The following is a 15,447-nucleotide window of genomic DNA, read 5'->3' as shown; positions in this document are numbered from 1 at the left end:
GGCAGCTCTGACCGCTTCAGGCAGTAGCTCCGACCGCCGCGGCGACCAGCGCCCGCATCACCCGCTCGTCCTCGTCCATCTCGGGGTGCCACTGCACCCCCAGCACGAAGCGGTCGCCCGGCAGCTCCACGGCCTCCGGCGTGCCGTCCTCGGCGTGGGCGCCGACCACCAGGCCCCGGCCCAGGGTGTCCACCGCCTGGTGGTGGTACGTGGGCACCGTCATGGCCTCCGGCACCGCCTCCGCGTAGCGCGTGCCGGGGACGGGCTTGACGGTGTGGCCGCCGAACGCGCCCACCCGGGGGCCGCGGTGACCGTCGATGTGCTGCACGAGCGTGCCGCCGAGGGCGACGTTGAGCAGTTGCATGCCCCGGCAGATGCCCAGCAGGGGCACCCCGGCGGCGAGGGCGGCGTGGAGGAGGGCGAGCTCCCAGGCGTCCCGCTCCCGCGCGGGCGGGTCGGTGCGCGGGTCGGGCTCGGCGCCGTACCGCGCGGGCTCGACGTCCGGGCCGCCCGCGATCACCAACCCGTCCAGCCGGGCCACGGCGTCCGCGGCGTGGGCGGGGTCGTCCGGCGGGAGCAGCGCGGCGAGGCCGCCGGAACGCCGTACGAGCAGCGGGTACCCGGCGGGGAGCAGGGCGGCGGGCAGGTCCCAGCCGCCCCAGCGGGCCGAGTCGACCCAGTAGGTGCTGACACCGATCAGCGGACGGGCCACGGGAGCCTCCCTGCGACGCGCGGATTTCTCCTTGCACCGTACCCAACTGGGCCCCGGGCCCGTACTTTTGGATCACCTGTCGGCCGGTAGGAGAGGTGATCACCCGTGGTGCACCGAACAGCCCCGCTCAGCACCGACGACCTGCGACGACGTGTCGACTCCGGAGAGATCGACACGGTGGTCGTCGCCTTCACCGACATGCAGGGCCGGCTGCAGGGCAAGCGCTTCGCCGCGCGGCACTTCCTCGACGACGTCCTGGAGCACGGCACCGAGGGGTGCAACTACCTGCTCGCCGTCGACGCCGACATGAACACCGTGGACGGCTACGCCCTGTCCTCCTGGGAACGGGGCTACGGCGACTTCGCCATGCACCCCGACCTCGGCACCCTGCGGATCACCCCCTGGGACGCCGCCACCGCGCTCGTCGTCGCCGACCTGCGGCTGCTGGATCACGGCTCCACGCCGGTGGCCCCCTCGCCCCGCCAGATCCTGCGCCGCCAGACCGAGCGGCTCGCCGAGCGCGGCTGGTCGGCGTACGCGGGCACGGAACTGGAGTTCATCGTCTTCAAGGACACCTACGAGCAGGCCTGGACGAACGGCTACCGCGACCTGACCCCCGCCAACCAGTACAACGTCGACTACTCCCTGCTCGGCACCGGCCGCGTGGAGCCGCTGCTGCGGCGCATCCGCAACGAGATGGGCGCCGCCGGGATGCGCGTGGAGTCCGCCAAGGGCGAGTGCAACCTCGGCCAGCACGAGATCGCCTTCCGCTACGACGAGGCCCTGGTCACCTGCGACCAGCACAGCGTCTACAAGACCGGCGCCAAGTCGATCGCCGCGCAGGAGGGGTACTCCCTCACCTTCATGGCGAAGTACAACGAACGCGAGGGCAACTCCTGCCACATCCACCTCTCGCTGCGCGACGAGGACGGGCGGCCGGTCTTCGCGGGCGACGAGCCGGGCGGCATGTCGGAGACGATGCGCCACTTCCTGGCCGGGCAGCTCGCCGCGCTCCGCGACTTCTCCCTGCTGTACGCGCCCAACATCAACTCCTACAAGCGGTTCCGGCCCGGCTCCTTCGCCCCCACCGCCGTCGCCTGGGGCCCCGACAACCGCACCTGCGCCCTGCGCGTGGTCGGGCACTCCCCGTCCGCGCTGCGCCTGGAGAACCGCGTGCCGGGCGGTGACGTCAACCCCTACCTCGCCGTCGCCGGGATGATCGCCGCCGGCCTGCACGGCGTGGAGCAGAAGCTCACCCTCCCCGAGCCCGTCACGGGCAACGCCTACGCCAGCGACGGCGTGGCGCACGTGCCGGCCACGCTGCGCGAGGCCGCCGAACTGTGGGAGTCCAGCCCGATCGCCCGGGCGGCCTTCGGCGACGAGGTCGTCGAGCACTACCTGAACATGGCCCGCGTCGAGCAGGACGCGTACGACACCGCCGTGACCGACTGGGAGCGCTACCGCTCCTTCGAACGCATGTGAGGCAGCGAGTGCCCGAAGCACCCGAACCGCTCGAAGCGCTGGACGTGCTCAACCCGGCCACCGAGGAGGTGATCGCCACTGTCCCCGCGGCCCGCCGGGAGGACGTCGACGCCGCCGTCACCCGCGCGGCCCGCGCCCAGACCGCCTGGGCGGCCCTGGCCCCGGCCGACCGCGCGCGGCTGCTGCGGCGTTTCGCGGCCGTGGTCGACGCGCACGTGGAGGAACTGGCCGCCCTGGAGGTGCGAGAGGCGGGCCACACGGTGGGCAACGCCCGCTGGGAGGCCGGCAACGTCCGCGACCTGCTCGACTACGCGGCGGGCGGCGTCGAGCGGCTCAGCGGCCGGCAGATCCCGGTGCCCGGCGGCATCGACGTCACCTTCCTGGAGCCGCTCGGCGTCGTCGGCGTCATCGCGCCCTGGAACTTCCCCATGCCCATCGCCGCCTGGGGGACCGCCCCGGCGCTCGCGGCGGGCAACGCGGTGATCCTCAAGCCCGCCGAGACCACCCCGCTGACCGCGCTGCGCCTGGCGGACCTGGCACTGGAGGCGGGACTGCCCGAGCACCTCTTCCAGGTGCTGCCCGGCCGGGGCCCGGTCGCGGGGGCGGCCCTCGTCGAGCACCCGGGCGTCGCGAAGATCGTCTTCACCGGGTCGACCCGCGTCGGCAAGCAGATCATGGCCACGTGCGCCGGCACCCTCAAGCGGGTCACCCTGGAGCTCGGCGGCAAGTCGCCGAACATCGTCTTCGCCGACGCGGACCTCGAGAAGGCCGCGGCGACCGCCCCGATGGCCTTCCTCGACAACGCCGGGCAGGACTGCTGCGCCCGCACCCGGATCCTGGTCCAGCGCCAGGTGCACGACCGCTTCATGGAACTGCTGGAGCCCGCCGTCCTGGCCGTGGGGGTCGGCGACCCGGCTGATCCGGCGACCGGCATGGGCCCGCTCATCTCCGCCGTGCAGCGCGACCGCGTCCGCTCGTACGTGTCCCCCGACGCGCCCGTCGCGATCCGCGGCACGGCCCCGGAGGGCAAGGGCTTCTGGTACCCGCCGACCGTGCTGACCCCCGCCCACCCGGCCGGGCGCGTCGCGGTGGAGGAGGTCTTCGGCCCGGTGGCCGTCGTGCTGCCCTTCGAGGACGAGACCGACGCGCTGCGTCTGGCCAACGCCACCCCGTACGGACTGTCGGGCTCGATCTGGACCCGGGACGTCGGCCGCGCCCTGCGGCTGGCCCGGGGCACCGCCGCCGGCAACCTGTCGGTGAACTCCCACAGCTCGGTGCGCTACTGGACACCGTTCGGCGGGTTCAAGCAGTCGGGGCTCGGCCGCGAGCTCGGCCCGGACGCGCTGGCCGCCTTCACCGAGACCAAGAACGTCTTCATCAGCACGGAGGAGTGATCCCGGCAATGACGGAAGCAGAAGCAGTGGTGTGCCGCCGCCTGGTGGGCCGGACGGCGGTGGTCACCGGCGCCGGCAGCGGCATCGGGCTCGCCTCGGCGCGCCGGCTGGCCTCCGAGGGCGCGCACGTGGTGTGCGCCGACATCGACGAGGCCGCGGGCAAGGCGGCCGCCGAGGAGGTCGGCGGGCTGTTCGTCCAGGTCGACGTCACCGACGCCGGGCAGGTGGAGGCGCTGTTCAAGGCGGCGTACGACACCTACGGCTCGGTCGACGTCGCCTTCAACAACGCCGGCATCTCGCCCCCCGACGACGACTCGATCCTGACCACCGGCATCGACGCGTGGCGCCGCGTCCAGGAGGTCAACCTCACGTCGGTGTACCTGTGCTGCAAGGCGGCGCTGCCGTACATGCAGCGCCAGGGCAAGGGCTCGATCATCAACACCGCGAGCTTCGTCGCCGTCATGGGTGCGGCGACCTCGCAGATCTCGTACACCGCCTCCAAGGGCGGCGTGCTGGCGATGTCCCGCGAGCTGGGCGTGCAGTTCGCCCGGGAGGGCATCCGTGTCAACGCGCTGTGCCCGGGACCGGTCAACACCCCACTGCTGCGGGAGCTGTTCGCCAAGGACCCGGAGCGCGCCGCGCGCCGCCTGGTGCACATCCCGGTGGGCCGCTTCGCGGAGGCGGAGGAGATCGCCGCCGCCGTGGCCTTCCTCGCCAGCGACGACGCGTCCTTCATCACCGGAGCGGAGTTCCTGGTGGACGGGGGCATCGCGGGGGCGTACGTGACCCCTCTGTGACCGGGTGACTGACGGGAATCTTAAGGGCCGGGCCTTAGGGTGACGCCGTGACCATGACGACCCCGCCCGGCTGGTACCCAGAGCCCGGGCAGACAGGCAACGGGCCCGCTCTGGAGCGCTGGTGGGACGGGACCGCGTGGACCGAGTACACCCGCACGGCCCCGCCCCCCGCCCAGGCGTTCGGCGCCGGGGCGCCGGGCCATCCGCAGTACCCCGGCTACCCCGGCGCGTTCCCCGCCGCCCCCCGCAAGCGGCGCGGCGGTCTGATAGCGATCGCCGTCGTCGCCGCGGTCGTGGTGGCCGGCGCGGTGATCGGAGGCGTCGTCGCCCTCGGCAGGAGCGGCGGCGACGGTGCGGACTCCGCCCGGCCCGCCCCCTCGTTCACGGCCCCCGGGCAGGGCCCGGAGGGCGACGACGGCGGTCCGGGCGGTGGGGGTCCGGACGGCGGCGGCCCGCAGGACGTGCCCAAGAGCGAGCCCGGCTTCGCCCTGGACGCCGTCGACGGCGTCAGCCTGCCCGTTCCCGACGGCTGGACCGGCTCCACCAGCCGGTACGGGCTCGCGGAGCTCACCGTGGGCGAGTACGCCTGCCCCGGCGACGCCTCGAACACCTGCCTGCGCGGCGGCGTCTTCTCCATGCCCGCCGCGTCGGTGAAGCTGAAGTCCACCACCGCCGAGGCCGCGGCCAAGGAGGACATCGCCGGCAACGCCGAGGGGGCCTACGGCGGCAAGGTCTACGGCGACATCACCTCGCACACGCAGCTGCTGTCGAAGAAGGTCACGGTCGCCGGCGAGCAGGGCTACCTGGTGCGCTGGAAGGTCGTGACCGAGAGGGGCGACGACGGCTACGTCCAGTCGCTGGTGTTCCCCTCGCCGTCGGACCCCGACAGGCTCGTCCTGGTCCGCTACGGCTTCGACGTCAACCCCAAGGCGCCCGGCCTCGCCGTGATGGACGAGATCACCAAGGGCATCAAGGCTTCGGGCTCCGGCGGCGGCACCGGCGTCTGACCGCCGCCCCCGGGCGCGGGCGCCCCGGTCCGGTCCGTCCGGCCGGGGCGTCCGGGCGTCCGGGTGTCACAGGAACGTCTTGCCCTCGCCGCGGTAGGTCGGCACCGCCCGCACCACCCGGTCGCCCTCGACCAGGTGCAGCGTGTCGAAGCGCTCGCACAGCTCGCCCGCCTTGGCGTGCCGGAACCACACCTTGTCGCCGATGAGCAGGTCGTCGGCGGCCGTCCCGATCAGCGGCGTCTGCACCTCGCCCGGCCCCTCCTGGGGGTCGTAGCGCAGCCCCTGCGGCAGGTGGGGCACCGGCAGCCGGTCCCGGCCCGCCGCGCCCGATGCCGGGTAGCCGCCGCCGAGGACGGTGACGACGCCCACACCCGGGCGGCGCACCACGGGCTGCGCGAACAGCGCCGCCGGACGTCCCCGGAAGGAGGTGTAGTTGTCGAACAGCCGCGGCACGTACAGGCCCGACCCGGCGGCGATCTCCGTCACCGCGTCCTCGGCGGCCGTGCTCTGCACGCTGCCCGTCCCGCCGCCGTTGACGAACTCCAGCCCGGGCGCCACCTCCCGCACCGCCCGGACGACCTCCGCGCGCCGCGCCGCCAGCTCCCGGCGTGCCGTCGCCTGCATCAGCCGCACCGCGCGCGAGCGCAGCGGCCGGCCGCTGACCGAGTCGCCGACGCCGGCCACATGGCCCTCGTACGCCATGATCCCCACCAGCCTGAACCCGGGCCGCCGGGACACCTCGCGGGCCAGCGCGGCCATCTGCTCGGGCTGGTGGAGCGGGGAGCGCAGCGCCCCGATGCGGAGTCGGCCCCCCAGCATCTTCAGCGAGGTGTCCAGCTCCAGGCAGACCCGGACGATCTCGGAGCCGCCCGCGCGCGAGGAGTCGATGAGGTCGAGCTGCGCCGCGTCGTCGACCATGACGGTCACCGCGGCCGCCAGCTTCGGGTCCGCGGCCAGCTCCGCGTAGCCGGAACGATCCGCCGACGGGTACGCCAGCAGGACGTCGTCGAAGCCCGACCGCGCCAGCCACAGCGACTCGGCGAGGGTGAACGACATGATCCCCTCGAAGCCGTCCCGCTCCAGCACCCGCTCCAGGAGCGCGCGGCAGCGGACCGACTTGGACGCCACCCGGATCGGCTTGCCGCCCGCCCTGCGGACCAGGTCGTCCGCGTTGGCGTCGAACGCCTCCAGGTCCACGATCGCCACCGGCGCGTCGAGGTGGGCGGTGGCCCGGTCGTACCGGGCGCGAGCTGCTCCGCGATCAGACATGCGCGAAGCTTGCCAGAATGCCCCTACCGAGCGGTAGGGGCAAGTGATCCGTACTGACGCCTCGTGACGTCGCCGCGCCCAGTAGAGTGACGCCGCAGTCCATCGTGTGAACGGGCCGACCGCCGTGCGGCCGTGAGGGGGCACCGGGTGAGCGCCGGTTTCGACAGCGGGGGAGCGACCCCCCGGCCGAGCTGGTCCCCTCCGGGCCCCATACCGCCGTCCCCGGGCACCGCCCCCCACACCTCCGCCCCGGCCCACTGGGCCGCCTCCGCCGCCGCCGGCCGGGCGTCCGCGCCGTGGGCCGCCGCGGGCCCCGCCGCGACCGGCGAGCCGGAGGGCGGGCTGCCCCAGGAGCTGTACGGTACGACCCCCGCGCCGGCGCCCCCGTACCCGTGGCCCGCAGGCGAGCGGGGCCCCGTCGGCGTTGCCTACCCGGCCGGCCCCGTGCCGCCCCCGGCCGTGCCCGGTGCGCCGCCCGTGCCCGGGCATCCCCCGGCCGCGGCCTGGTCCTCGCCCGTCCCGCCCTCCGCACCGCCGCCGCACCCTCCCCGGCCGCCGCACGCGCCCTCGCACGCCGACCGGGCCCGGCCTCGTACGGCCGCCGCCGCGCTGTGCCTGGTGCTGGGCCTCGGCCTCCTCGGCGGCGCCGGCGCCGGGATGTGGATCAACCACGACCCGGCCGCGCCCACGCCCACGGCGGCGGAGGCGAGCAAGCGCGATTTCGCCCTCGCCCGCGGCCTGTGGCACAGCACGCCCGTCGACACGCTCTTCCCGCCCACCCTGCACGGCAAGGGCCTCGGCCCGGGCGGCGCCGAACGCACCTGGACGCGGATCGGCGTGGCGCCCGCCGGCAACTGCCAGGAGGCCTTCGACCCGCAGCTGGCGAAGGTGCTGCGCCCCGCGGGCTGCGTGAAGCTGCTGCGCGCCACGTACACCGACGCGACGTCGAGCGCCGTGACCACGGTCGGACTGCTCGTCACCAGGGCGGACGCCCCCGCGATGCGCAGCCTGCGCGACCGCTGGTCCGCCGAACGCCTGGGCTCCCGCGTGGATCTGATGCCCCGTCCGGTCGCCTTCCCGGGCACCGTCTCGGCCGGCTTCGGCGACCGCCAGCGCGCCAGCTGGACGGTCATGGTCGCCGCCGACCTCCCCGTCGTCGTGTACGCGGTGAGCGGCTTCGCCGACGACCGCGAGATCGCGACCCCGCAGCCCGCCGCCTCGGCCGTCACCGCGGGCGCCACGGCCGCGCCCGCCCAGGCCGGACTCGGCCACGAGGCCGATGCCCTGGCCGATGCCGTCGACGGCCGGGCCCGTCGTGCCGCACGCTCGCTGACCGCCACCCCGACGGGAGGTTCCGGATGAGGCGACTGGCCACCGGGATGGCCGCCGCGGCCCTCGCCCTGATGCCCGTCGTCCCGGCCCACGCCGACGCCGTACGCGACGCGGACTGGGCGCTGGACGCGCTGCACGCACAGGAGGCCTGGCAGCGGACGAAGGGCGCGGGCGTCACCGTCGCCGTCCTCGACACGGGCGTGGACGGTACCCACCCGGACCTGACCGGGCAGGTCCTCAAGGGCAAGGACATGGTCGGCTTCGGGGCCCGCCGCGGCGACAGCGCCTGGGCCCGGCACGGCACCGGCATGGCCGGGATCATCGCCGGCCACGGCCACGGCCCCGGCGGTTCGGACGGCGTGCTGGGCATCGCCCCGGAGGCCAGGATCCTGCCGGTCCGGGTGATCCTGGAGGACAAGGACCCGCAGCGGAAGAAGGCCCGCACCACGCGCGGCAGCGCCCTCGCCGACGGCATCCGGTGGGCCGCCGACCACGGTGCCGACGTCATCAACCTCTCCCTCGGCGACGACAGCCGCACCGCCCACCCCGAGGCGCAGGAGGACGATGCGATCCAGTACGCCCTCCGCAAGGGCGTGGTCGTCGTCGCCTCCTCGGGGAACGGGGGCGAGCAGGGCAACCGGGCCTCCTACCCCGCGGCGTACCCGGGCGTCATCGCGGTGGCCGCCGTCGACCGCTACGGCTCCCGCGCCGCCTTCTCCACCCGCCGCTGGTACGCGACGGTCGCCGCACCCGGTGTCGACGTCGTGATCGCCGACCCCAACCGCCGCTACTACGAGGGCTGGGGCACCAGCACCGCCTCCGCCTATGTGTCGGGCACCGCCGCACTCGTCCGCTCCGCCTACCCCCGGCTCAGCCCCGCCCAGGTGAAGCGGCTGCTGGAGGAGTCGGCGCGGAACACCCCGGCGGAGGGCCGCGACGACGCCGTCGGGTACGGACTGGTCGACCCCGCGGCGGCGCTGAAGGCGGCGGCGAAGCTCAAGCCCGAGGGCGCCGTGCCGAGCGCCGCCCCCTACGCGCGCAAGTACTTCGGCGCCGGCCCCGACGCGGCGAAGGCGGCCGCGGCCGCCGACGGGGACGCCCTGGGCGACGGCATCGCCGTGGCCTTCGCGATCGCCGGCACCGGACTGGTTGCGGCTGCCGCCCTGTTGTGGCTGCGGCCCCGGCTCACGACGTCCGGGAACGGCGGGCGGCGCGGCTGAACGCGTCCACCGCCGCCCGCGCGGCCCGTTCCACCAGCGTGATGCCCGAGGCCTGGGTCGTACTGCCGCGGGAGACCACGGCGACCAGGTAGGTCCGGCCGCCCGCCCGGACCCGCCCGATGCTGTTGATGTCCCACAGCCCGGTCGTACTCCGTTGCAGCCAGCCGTTCTTGACCTCGAACGAGCCGTCCGCCGCGGTCGGCACGCCCCAGGCCTGCGCGGCCGGGACGCGGCCCATCAGCCGCCGCACGTACGCGCGGGACGTCGCGTCGAGGGCGCCGTCGGTGCCGAACACCCGCTGCAGCAAGGTGAGCTGGTCGGCCGCCGTGGTCTGGGTCAGCCCCCACAGCAGCCCGCTGCCCGCCGTGGTCGAGGTGAGCCCGAGGCGGCGGTTGGCGGCGTCCAGCCCGGGGCCCTGGCCTATCGCCCGCCACAGCGCGGTGGCCGCGGCGTTGTCGCTGTTCTCGATCATCACCTCGGCCCGGGCCTCCTCCTGCGCCGTCAGGTCCCGCCCCGCGTCCTGCGCCTGGAGCAGCAGCGCCGCCAGGATGTCGACCTTGACGATGCTCGCCGTGTCGTACAGCCCGTCCCCGTGCACCGCCCGGGCGCCCGAGGCGGTGTCCAGGACCGCCACGGAGCAGTGCGCCCGCGGGTCCCCCGACACGTCCCGCAGCGCCGTCTCCAGCACCTCGCTCCACACCACCTGGGGCTCCACGCTCGCCTTCACGATCATCACGTTCGCCGCCGCCCCGCCGGTCCCGGCCGCGGTGAGCGCCGCCGTGCGCGGCGGCGACGCCGACCCGTACGTCACCGTGCCGAGCACGGCGCACGCCAGGAAGGCGGTCGCGGTCACACCGCGCACGATGCCGCGCGGGGCGCGGGGGACACGGGCAGTTGCGCCCGCACGGCCGGGACGCCGTGCGGCGGGTTCGTCGGAAGCCATGCCCACGGAAGCTAGGGACCGAAACTGCGCGGTCCGTGAGAGGCGGATGAAGGGGGCGTAAGAAATCTCCGCCCGGCACCCCGGATACCCTCGGGAGGTGGCTCTCAAGAACATCCCCGACCCCGGTTTCTCCGACGACGACGGCACCGCCGACCCCCGGCTCGCGGCGGCGCTCGCCGCATACGACGCCGACCCGTCGGCCGAACCCGAGGTGCTCGCCGCCCTCCCGGGCGCGCGCTTCCTGGTGCCGGTGGTGGCACTGCTCGGGGAGGTCGAGGAGGGTCCCGGGGGGCTGCGCCGCGAGAAGACCAGCGACATGGCGGTGCCCACCATCCAGGCGGCCGACGGGCGCAGGGCGCTGCCGGCCTTCACCTCCACCGAGGCCCTCGCGCGCTGGCGGCCGGACGCGCGGCCGGTGGCCGTGCCGCTGGGCCAGGCGCTGCAGGCGCTGGCGCACGAGAAGGCCGACACCCTGCTGATCGACATGGCCGGGCCCGTGCCGTACGCCCTGACCGGTGCCGCGCTGCGTGCCGTCGCCTCGGGCCGCGCGGGCGCGGACCCGCTGGCCGACCCGGCGGTCCGTGCGGCCCTGCGGGCCGCGGTGGGCGCGGCGCCGGAGGTGGTCCGCGCGCACCTGGTCCCCTCCGCCGGTTCCGACGGCACGCTGGGACTGGTCCTGGACCCGGGCGCCGACGTGCGTCAGGTCGCCCAACGCGTCTCGACGACGCTCGCGGCGGACGAGGTGCTCCGCGGCGCGCTCGTGCGCGGCATCGAGCTGGCGCTGCTCCCCGCCGACACCAGGCTAACCGGCGAACCGCTCTTCACGCGCTGACGGCGCCGCCCCACCGGGGGCGACGCCGTCGTGAGCGCGGGGTGCGGGGGCGGTGCGGGGACTAGCCGTGGACGGGGCCGGTGAACTTCTCGCCCGGGCCCTCGCCCGGCGCGTCGGGGACGACGGACTCCTCGCGGAAGGCGAGCTGCAGCGACTTCAGGCCGTCCCGCAGCGGAGCGGCGTGGTAGGAGCCGATCTCGGTCGCGCCGGCGGTGACCAGGCCGGCCAGCGCGGTGATCAGCTTGCGTGCCTCGTCGAGGTCCTTGTGCCGCTCGCCGTCCTCCGCGAGGCCGAGGTTCACCGCCGCCGCGCTCATCAGGTGCACCGCGACCGTGGTGATCACCTCGACCGCCGGGACGTCCGCGATGTCGCGGGTCAGCGTGTCGAAGTCGGGGCGGTCCGCGGAGGGGGACTCGTGCTGGGGGCTGGCGTCACTCATGCCTCACACGATAGGGCCACGTCGGCCGATTACGGTCTGCGGTCGGACGCTGGTATGCTTGACGATCGACCGGCTGGACACCCCGTGGACGTCATGGAAACGGAGCGTTCCAGCCCACAAGTGGAGGCTCCGATCTCCCACCTTGCCGACTCTTCAAGGGCGGCGGGTCACCGGTCAGGTGCCGTGTCCCCGGATGAGGACAGGGCGCCCGATGCGCCCCGCGGGGAATTCCGCGGCGGTGCTCCCGGTTGTTGGAGCATCCGCCTGTGACCCGTATGGGGCGTTTTTTGACGTCTCCTCACGGGCCGGACCAAGTTTCAGACGTTACGCGGCTGTCAATCCAGTCAGACGCGTGGTGCTACCGAGGAGGCCCCATCAGCGCCGAGCCCCGCATCAACGACCGGATTCGCGTCCCCGAGGTGCGACTCGTCGGTCCCAGTGGCGAGCAGGTCGGCATCGTGCCGCTTGCCAAGGCACTGGAGCTTGCGCAGGAGTACGACCTCGACCTGGTCGAGGTGGCGGCGACCGCACGCCCGCCGGTCTGCAAGCTCATGGACTACGGCAAGTTCAAGTACGAGTCGGCCATGAAGGCCCGTGAAGCGCGCAAGAACCAGGCGCACACGGTCATCAAGGAGATGAAGCTCCGGCCGAAGATCGATCCGCACGACTATGACACCAAGAAGGGTCATGTCGTCCGGTTCCTCAAGCAGGGCGACAAGGTCAAGATCACGATCATGTTCCGCGGTCGTGAGCAGTCGCGCCCGGAACTGGGCTTCCGACTGCTGCAGCGGCTCGCCGACGACGTCCAGGACCTGGGCTTCGTGGAGTCCTCGCCGAAGCAGGACGGCCGCAACATGATCATGGTTCTCGGTCCGCACAAGAAGAAGACCGAGGCGATGGCCGAAGCCCGCGAGGCGCAGGCCGCCCGCAAGGCCGGTCGCCTGCCGAGGGACCCCGATGATCAGGAGCAGGAGTCGGAGGAGGAGCACGTGCAGGACGCTCCCGCCGACGCCAGCTGACGCCGTCTGACGGCGTTCGCCAGGACCCGGAGTTCCGCTCCGGGTAACGCAATGAAGGACTGACGCTCTCCGTCCGCTCCAGGGCGGACGGGAGGGCCAGCGACGAGGAGACTACGGCGCATGCCGAAGAACAAGACCCACAGCGGTGCGAGCAAGCGATTCAAGATCACCGGCTCCGGCAAGGTGATCCGCGAGCGCGCCGGCAAGCGCCACCTGCTTGAGCACAAGCCGTCGACGAAGACCCGTGCCCTCACCGGCACTGTCGTCCTGGCCAAGCCCGACGCCAAGAAGATCAAGAAGCTTCTCGGCAAGTGACGGCACGCCCCCTTCGACCAGGGGGCGCGATGTTGGACCGGGACCCATTCGTTTTCGGGCCGTGTGAGCACCCCCACGGTCCCTTAGAAGGAGTTATCTAGTGGCACGCGTCAAGCGGGCAGTCAACGCCCAGAAGAAGCGCCGGGCGATCCTCGAGCAGGCCAGCGGTTACCGCGGCCAGCGTTCCCGCCTGTACCGCAAGGCGAAGGAGCAGGTCACCCACTCCCTCGTCTACAACTACAACGACCGCAAGAAGCGCAAGGGCGACTTCCGTCAGCTGTGGATCCAGCGCATCAACGCCGCTGCCCGCGCCAACGGCATCACCTACAACCGCTTCATCCAGGGTCTGAAGGCCGCCAACGTCGAGGTCGACCGCAAGATCCTCGCCGAGCTGGCCGTGAACGACGCCAACGCGTTCGCCGCGCTGGTCGAGGTGGCCCAGAAGGCCCTGCCGAGTGACGTCAACGCCCCCAAGGCGGCCTGACCCACGCTCTTCCGGACCCGCAGGCCGTGTGCCTGCGGGTCCGTGCTGTGTCCCGGAGCGCCGCGCCGCGCGTCCGGCCGGACCCGACCGAAGTGAGTGCACCCCCATGCCCGGCCCCGAGCTGACCTCCCTGCGATCCCCCCGCGTCGTCGCCGCGCGGCGGCTGGCCAAGCGCAGCTTCCGCGGCAAGGAGCGGCGCTTCCTCGCCGAGGGTCCGCAGGCCGTGCGCGAGGCCATGGCGCACCTGGTCGAGGTCTACGTCACGCCCGAGGCCGCCGCCCGGCACGAGGGGATCGTCGCCGCGGCCCACGCCGCCCGGGTGCCCGTGTTCACCGCGACCGAGGAGGTCGTCGCGGAGATGTCGGACACCGTCACCCCGCAGGGGATCATCGGCCTGTGCCGCTTCCTGGACACCCCGTTCGAGGAGATCCTGCGCGCCCGGCCCAAGCTCGTCGCCGTCCTGGCCCACGTGCGCGACCCCGGCAACGCCGGCACCGTGCTGCGCTGCGCGGACGCCGCCGGGGCGGAGGCGGTCGTCCTCACCGACGCCTCGGTGGACCTGTACAACCCCAAGGCCGTACGGGCCTCCGTCGGCAGCCTCTTCCATCTTCCGGTCGCCGTCGGCGTCCCCATGGAGACGGTGGTCGACGGCCTGCGCGGGGCGGGCGTCCGGCTGCTCGCCGCCGACGGCGCGGGGGAGCGCGACCTGGACGCCGAACTGGACGAGGCCACGATGGGCGGCCCCACGGCCTGGATCTTCGGCAACGAGGCCTGGGGTCTGCCGGAGGAGACCCGCGCACTCGCGGACGAAGTGGTGCGCGTCCCCATCCACGGCCGCGCCGAGAGCCTCAACCTCGCCACGGCCGCCGCCGTGTGCCTCTACGCCTCCGCCCGCGCGCAGCGTGCTCCCGGAGGGTGCCGCACCGTAACAATGAGCTAGTAGTGTGACGCCCTCGGGGACCGCCTTGGAGAGGGGGTTACGGGGATGGACGTCAGGACGACCGGCGGCACGCCGCCGAGCGCGCTGGAGGGCTGGCCGACTGTCCTGACCGAACTCGGCATCACGCCCGACGAGCTCCCGGACGGCCTCGTCGTCGCCGACGAGCACGGACTCGTCCTCTGCTTCAACGCGGCCGCCGCCCGGATCACCGCGCTCGACCCCGCCGACGTCCTCGGCCGCCCCCTCGAGCAGGCGCTGCCCCTGGAGGACCTGGACGGACGCCGCTGGTGGCAGCTCACCGACCCGTACGCGGGCCTGGCCACCCGCACCGGGCAGCCCGAGCGCAACCTGCTGCTCCCCGGCGGACGCGAGGTGCTGGTCTCCGCCAGGTACGTCCGCGACCACCCCACCGGCCCGGTGCGCCGGCTGGTCGTCGCGCTGCGCGGCACTGAGGCGCGGCGGCGCACCGAGCGCAGCCACGCCGAACTGATCGCCACCGTCGCGCACGAGCTGCGCTCCCCGCTCACATCCGTCAAGGGCTTCACCGCCACCCTGCTGGCGAAGTGGGAACGCTTCACCGAGGACCAGAAGAAGCTCATGCTGGAGACCGTCCACGCCGACGCCAACCGCGTCACCCGGCTGATCGCCGAGCTGCTCGACATCTCCCGCATCGACTCCGGCCGCCTGGAGGTGCGCCGCCAGCCGGTCGACATCGCCGCCGCGGTGCGGCGCCACGTGGACGCCCTCGTCGCCGCAGGACAGCCTGCGGACCGCTTCGCCGTACGGGTGACGGAGTCGCTCCCGTCGCTGTGGGCCGACCCCGACAAGGTCGACCAGATCCTGGGGAACCTGCTGGAAAACGCCGTGCGCCACGGCGAGGGAACTGTCACCATTGACGTAGCACCTTCGTCGTCACCGCGCGAGCGCGGATGGTCCGGAACGGCAGTGACCGTGAGCGACGAGGGCCCCGGCATCCCGGAGGAGTCCATGAACCGCGTCTTCACCCGCTTCTGGCGGGGCAGCAAACGCGGTGGCACGGGCCTGGGCCTCTACATCGTCAAGGGCATCGTCGAGGCCCACGGCGGCACGATCACGGTGGGTCGCGCGCCCGGGAAGGGCGCCCAGTTCCGATTTATCCTGCCCGTCGGGGCGCCGGCCTTCACGGTCTGAGCATCGCGTGGTGATCCACCGGCCCCGACGGGCGTGACCAGCCTTTCCCCGTGGCCCCGATAGACTCGACCCTTGGCATTCAGCGGTCGGGC

The 15,447-nt window shown here is 73.8% G+C and carries 16 protein-coding genes; 12 read left to right on the top strand and 4 right to left on the bottom strand.

Going from position 1 to position 15,447, the window contains the following annotated elements; genetic code table 11:
• Window positions 1-16: 16 nt before the first annotated feature.
• Window positions 17-712, bottom strand: coding sequence for a gamma-glutamyl-gamma-aminobutyrate hydrolase family protein (locus tag ABZ312_RS04780; protein ID WP_500330617.1), 696 nt, complete (start codon window positions 710-712; stop codon window positions 17-19).
• 105 nt (window positions 713-817) lie between these two features.
• Here ABZ312_RS04780 and ABZ312_RS04775 point away from each other — a divergent pair, with 105 nt between their 5' ends.
• Genes ABZ312_RS04775 through ABZ312_RS04760 form a run of 4 tightly spaced genes read left to right on the top strand, consistent with a single transcriptional unit; the run spans window position 818 to window position 5,392 of the window.
• Window positions 818-2,194 carry a glutamine synthetase family protein gene (locus ABZ312_RS04775; protein ID WP_500330615.1) on the top strand — a complete coding sequence of 459 codons (1,377 nt, stop codon included), beginning with the start codon at window positions 818-820 and terminating at the stop codon, window positions 2,192-2,194.
• An 8-nt stretch (window positions 2,195-2,202) separates the two neighbouring features.
• Entirely contained in the window at window positions 2,203-3,588 is a 1,386-nt protein-coding gene (locus ABZ312_RS04770) for an aldehyde dehydrogenase family protein (RefSeq protein WP_500360615.1), read from the top strand.
• Between the two features lie 8 nt (window positions 3,589-3,596).
• Window positions 3,597-4,385 carry a 3-oxoacyl-ACP reductase gene (locus ABZ312_RS04765; protein ID WP_500330611.1) on the top strand — a complete coding sequence of 263 codons (789 nt, stop codon included), beginning with the start codon at window positions 3,597-3,599 and terminating at the stop codon, window positions 4,383-4,385.
• 53 nt (window positions 4,386-4,438) lie between these two features.
• Entirely contained in the window at window positions 4,439-5,392 is a 954-nt protein-coding gene (locus tag ABZ312_RS04760) for a DUF2510 domain-containing protein (protein WP_500436491.1), read from the top strand.
• Between the two features lie 66 nt (window positions 5,393-5,458).
• Here the strand turns inward: ABZ312_RS04760 and ABZ312_RS04755 are convergent, their stop codons facing one another.
• Window positions 5,459-6,661: an amino acid deaminase/aldolase gene (locus ABZ312_RS04755; protein ID WP_500330609.1), complete on the bottom strand. Its 1,203-nt coding sequence runs from the start codon at window positions 6,659-6,661 to the stop codon at window positions 5,459-5,461.
• A 147-nt stretch (window positions 6,662-6,808) separates the two neighbouring features.
• Between ABZ312_RS04755 and ABZ312_RS04750 the strand changes: the two genes are divergently transcribed.
• On the top strand, window positions 6,809-8,023 hold the full coding sequence (locus ABZ312_RS04750; protein WP_500436468.1) for a hypothetical protein: 1,215 nt from the start codon (window positions 6,809-6,811) through the stop codon (window positions 8,021-8,023).
• Complete coding sequence (gene mycP, locus ABZ312_RS04745) at window positions 8,020-9,213, top strand: type VII secretion-associated serine protease mycosin (RefSeq protein WP_500330605.1); 1,194 nt, start codon at window positions 8,020-8,022, stop codon at window positions 9,211-9,213. Before ABZ312_RS04750 ends, mycP begins: the two co-directional genes overlap by 4 nt.
• Here mycP and ABZ312_RS04740 read toward each other — a convergent pair.
• Window positions 9,179-10,066 carry a serine hydrolase gene (locus tag ABZ312_RS04740; protein ID WP_500330603.1) on the bottom strand — a complete coding sequence of 296 codons (888 nt, stop codon included), beginning with the start codon at window positions 10,064-10,066 and terminating at the stop codon, window positions 9,179-9,181. The two genes, mycP and ABZ312_RS04740, sit on opposite strands and share 35 nt — an antisense overlap.
• A gap of 187 nt (window positions 10,067-10,253) precedes the next feature.
• On the opposite strand from ABZ312_RS04740, the gene ABZ312_RS04735 reads away from it, so the two are divergent.
• The gene (locus tag ABZ312_RS04735; protein ID WP_500330602.1) at window positions 10,254-10,988 is read left to right on the top strand and encodes an SseB family protein; all 735 of its coding nucleotides are present in this window, start codon (window positions 10,254-10,256) and stop codon (window positions 10,986-10,988) included.
• Window positions 10,989-11,049: 61 nt separating this feature from the next.
• Here the strand turns inward: ABZ312_RS04735 and ABZ312_RS04730 are convergent, their stop codons facing one another.
• Window positions 11,050-11,427: a DUF1844 domain-containing protein gene (locus tag ABZ312_RS04730; protein ID WP_431960495.1), complete on the bottom strand. Its 378-nt coding sequence runs from the start codon at window positions 11,425-11,427 to the stop codon at window positions 11,050-11,052.
• Between the two features lie 338 nt (window positions 11,428-11,765).
• Between ABZ312_RS04730 and infC the strand changes: the two genes are divergently transcribed.
• The 5 genes from infC to ABZ312_RS04705 all read left to right on the top strand — a co-directional run bounded on the left by infC (window position 11,766) and on the right by ABZ312_RS04705 (window position 15,355).
• Window positions 11,766-12,446 carry a translation initiation factor IF-3 gene (gene infC, locus ABZ312_RS04725; RefSeq protein ID WP_500330684.1) on the top strand — a complete coding sequence of 227 codons (681 nt, stop codon included), beginning with the start codon at window positions 11,766-11,768 and terminating at the stop codon, window positions 12,444-12,446.
• 120 nt (window positions 12,447-12,566) lie between these two features.
• Window positions 12,567-12,761: a 50S ribosomal protein L35 gene (gene rpmI, locus ABZ312_RS04720; protein ID WP_018564306.1), complete on the top strand. Its 195-nt coding sequence runs from the start codon at window positions 12,567-12,569 to the stop codon at window positions 12,759-12,761.
• Between the two features lie 100 nt (window positions 12,762-12,861).
• Window positions 12,862-13,245, top strand: a complete 384-nt coding sequence (rplT, locus tag ABZ312_RS04715) for a 50S ribosomal protein L20 (protein ID WP_018564305.1) — start codon at window positions 12,862-12,864, stop codon at window positions 13,243-13,245.
• Window positions 13,246-13,351: 106 nt separating this feature from the next.
• Complete coding sequence (locus tag ABZ312_RS04710) at window positions 13,352-14,185, top strand: TrmH family RNA methyltransferase (RefSeq protein ID WP_500330600.1); 834 nt, start codon at window positions 13,352-13,354, stop codon at window positions 14,183-14,185.
• Window positions 14,186-14,230: 45 nt separating this feature from the next.
• Window positions 14,231-15,355, top strand: a complete 1,125-nt coding sequence (locus ABZ312_RS04705) for a sensor histidine kinase (protein ID WP_500330598.1) — start codon at window positions 14,231-14,233, stop codon at window positions 15,353-15,355.
• Window positions 15,356-15,447: the final 92 nt, after the last annotated feature.

The organism is Streptomyces sp. NPDC006207 (assembly GCF_040613835.1).
In the GTDB taxonomy this organism is placed as follows: domain Bacteria; phylum Actinomycetota; class Actinomycetes; order Streptomycetales; family Streptomycetaceae; genus Actinacidiphila.
The sequence above is the reverse complement of the archived record's forward strand: the minus strand, read 5'-3'. Positions and strand labels throughout refer to the sequence as shown.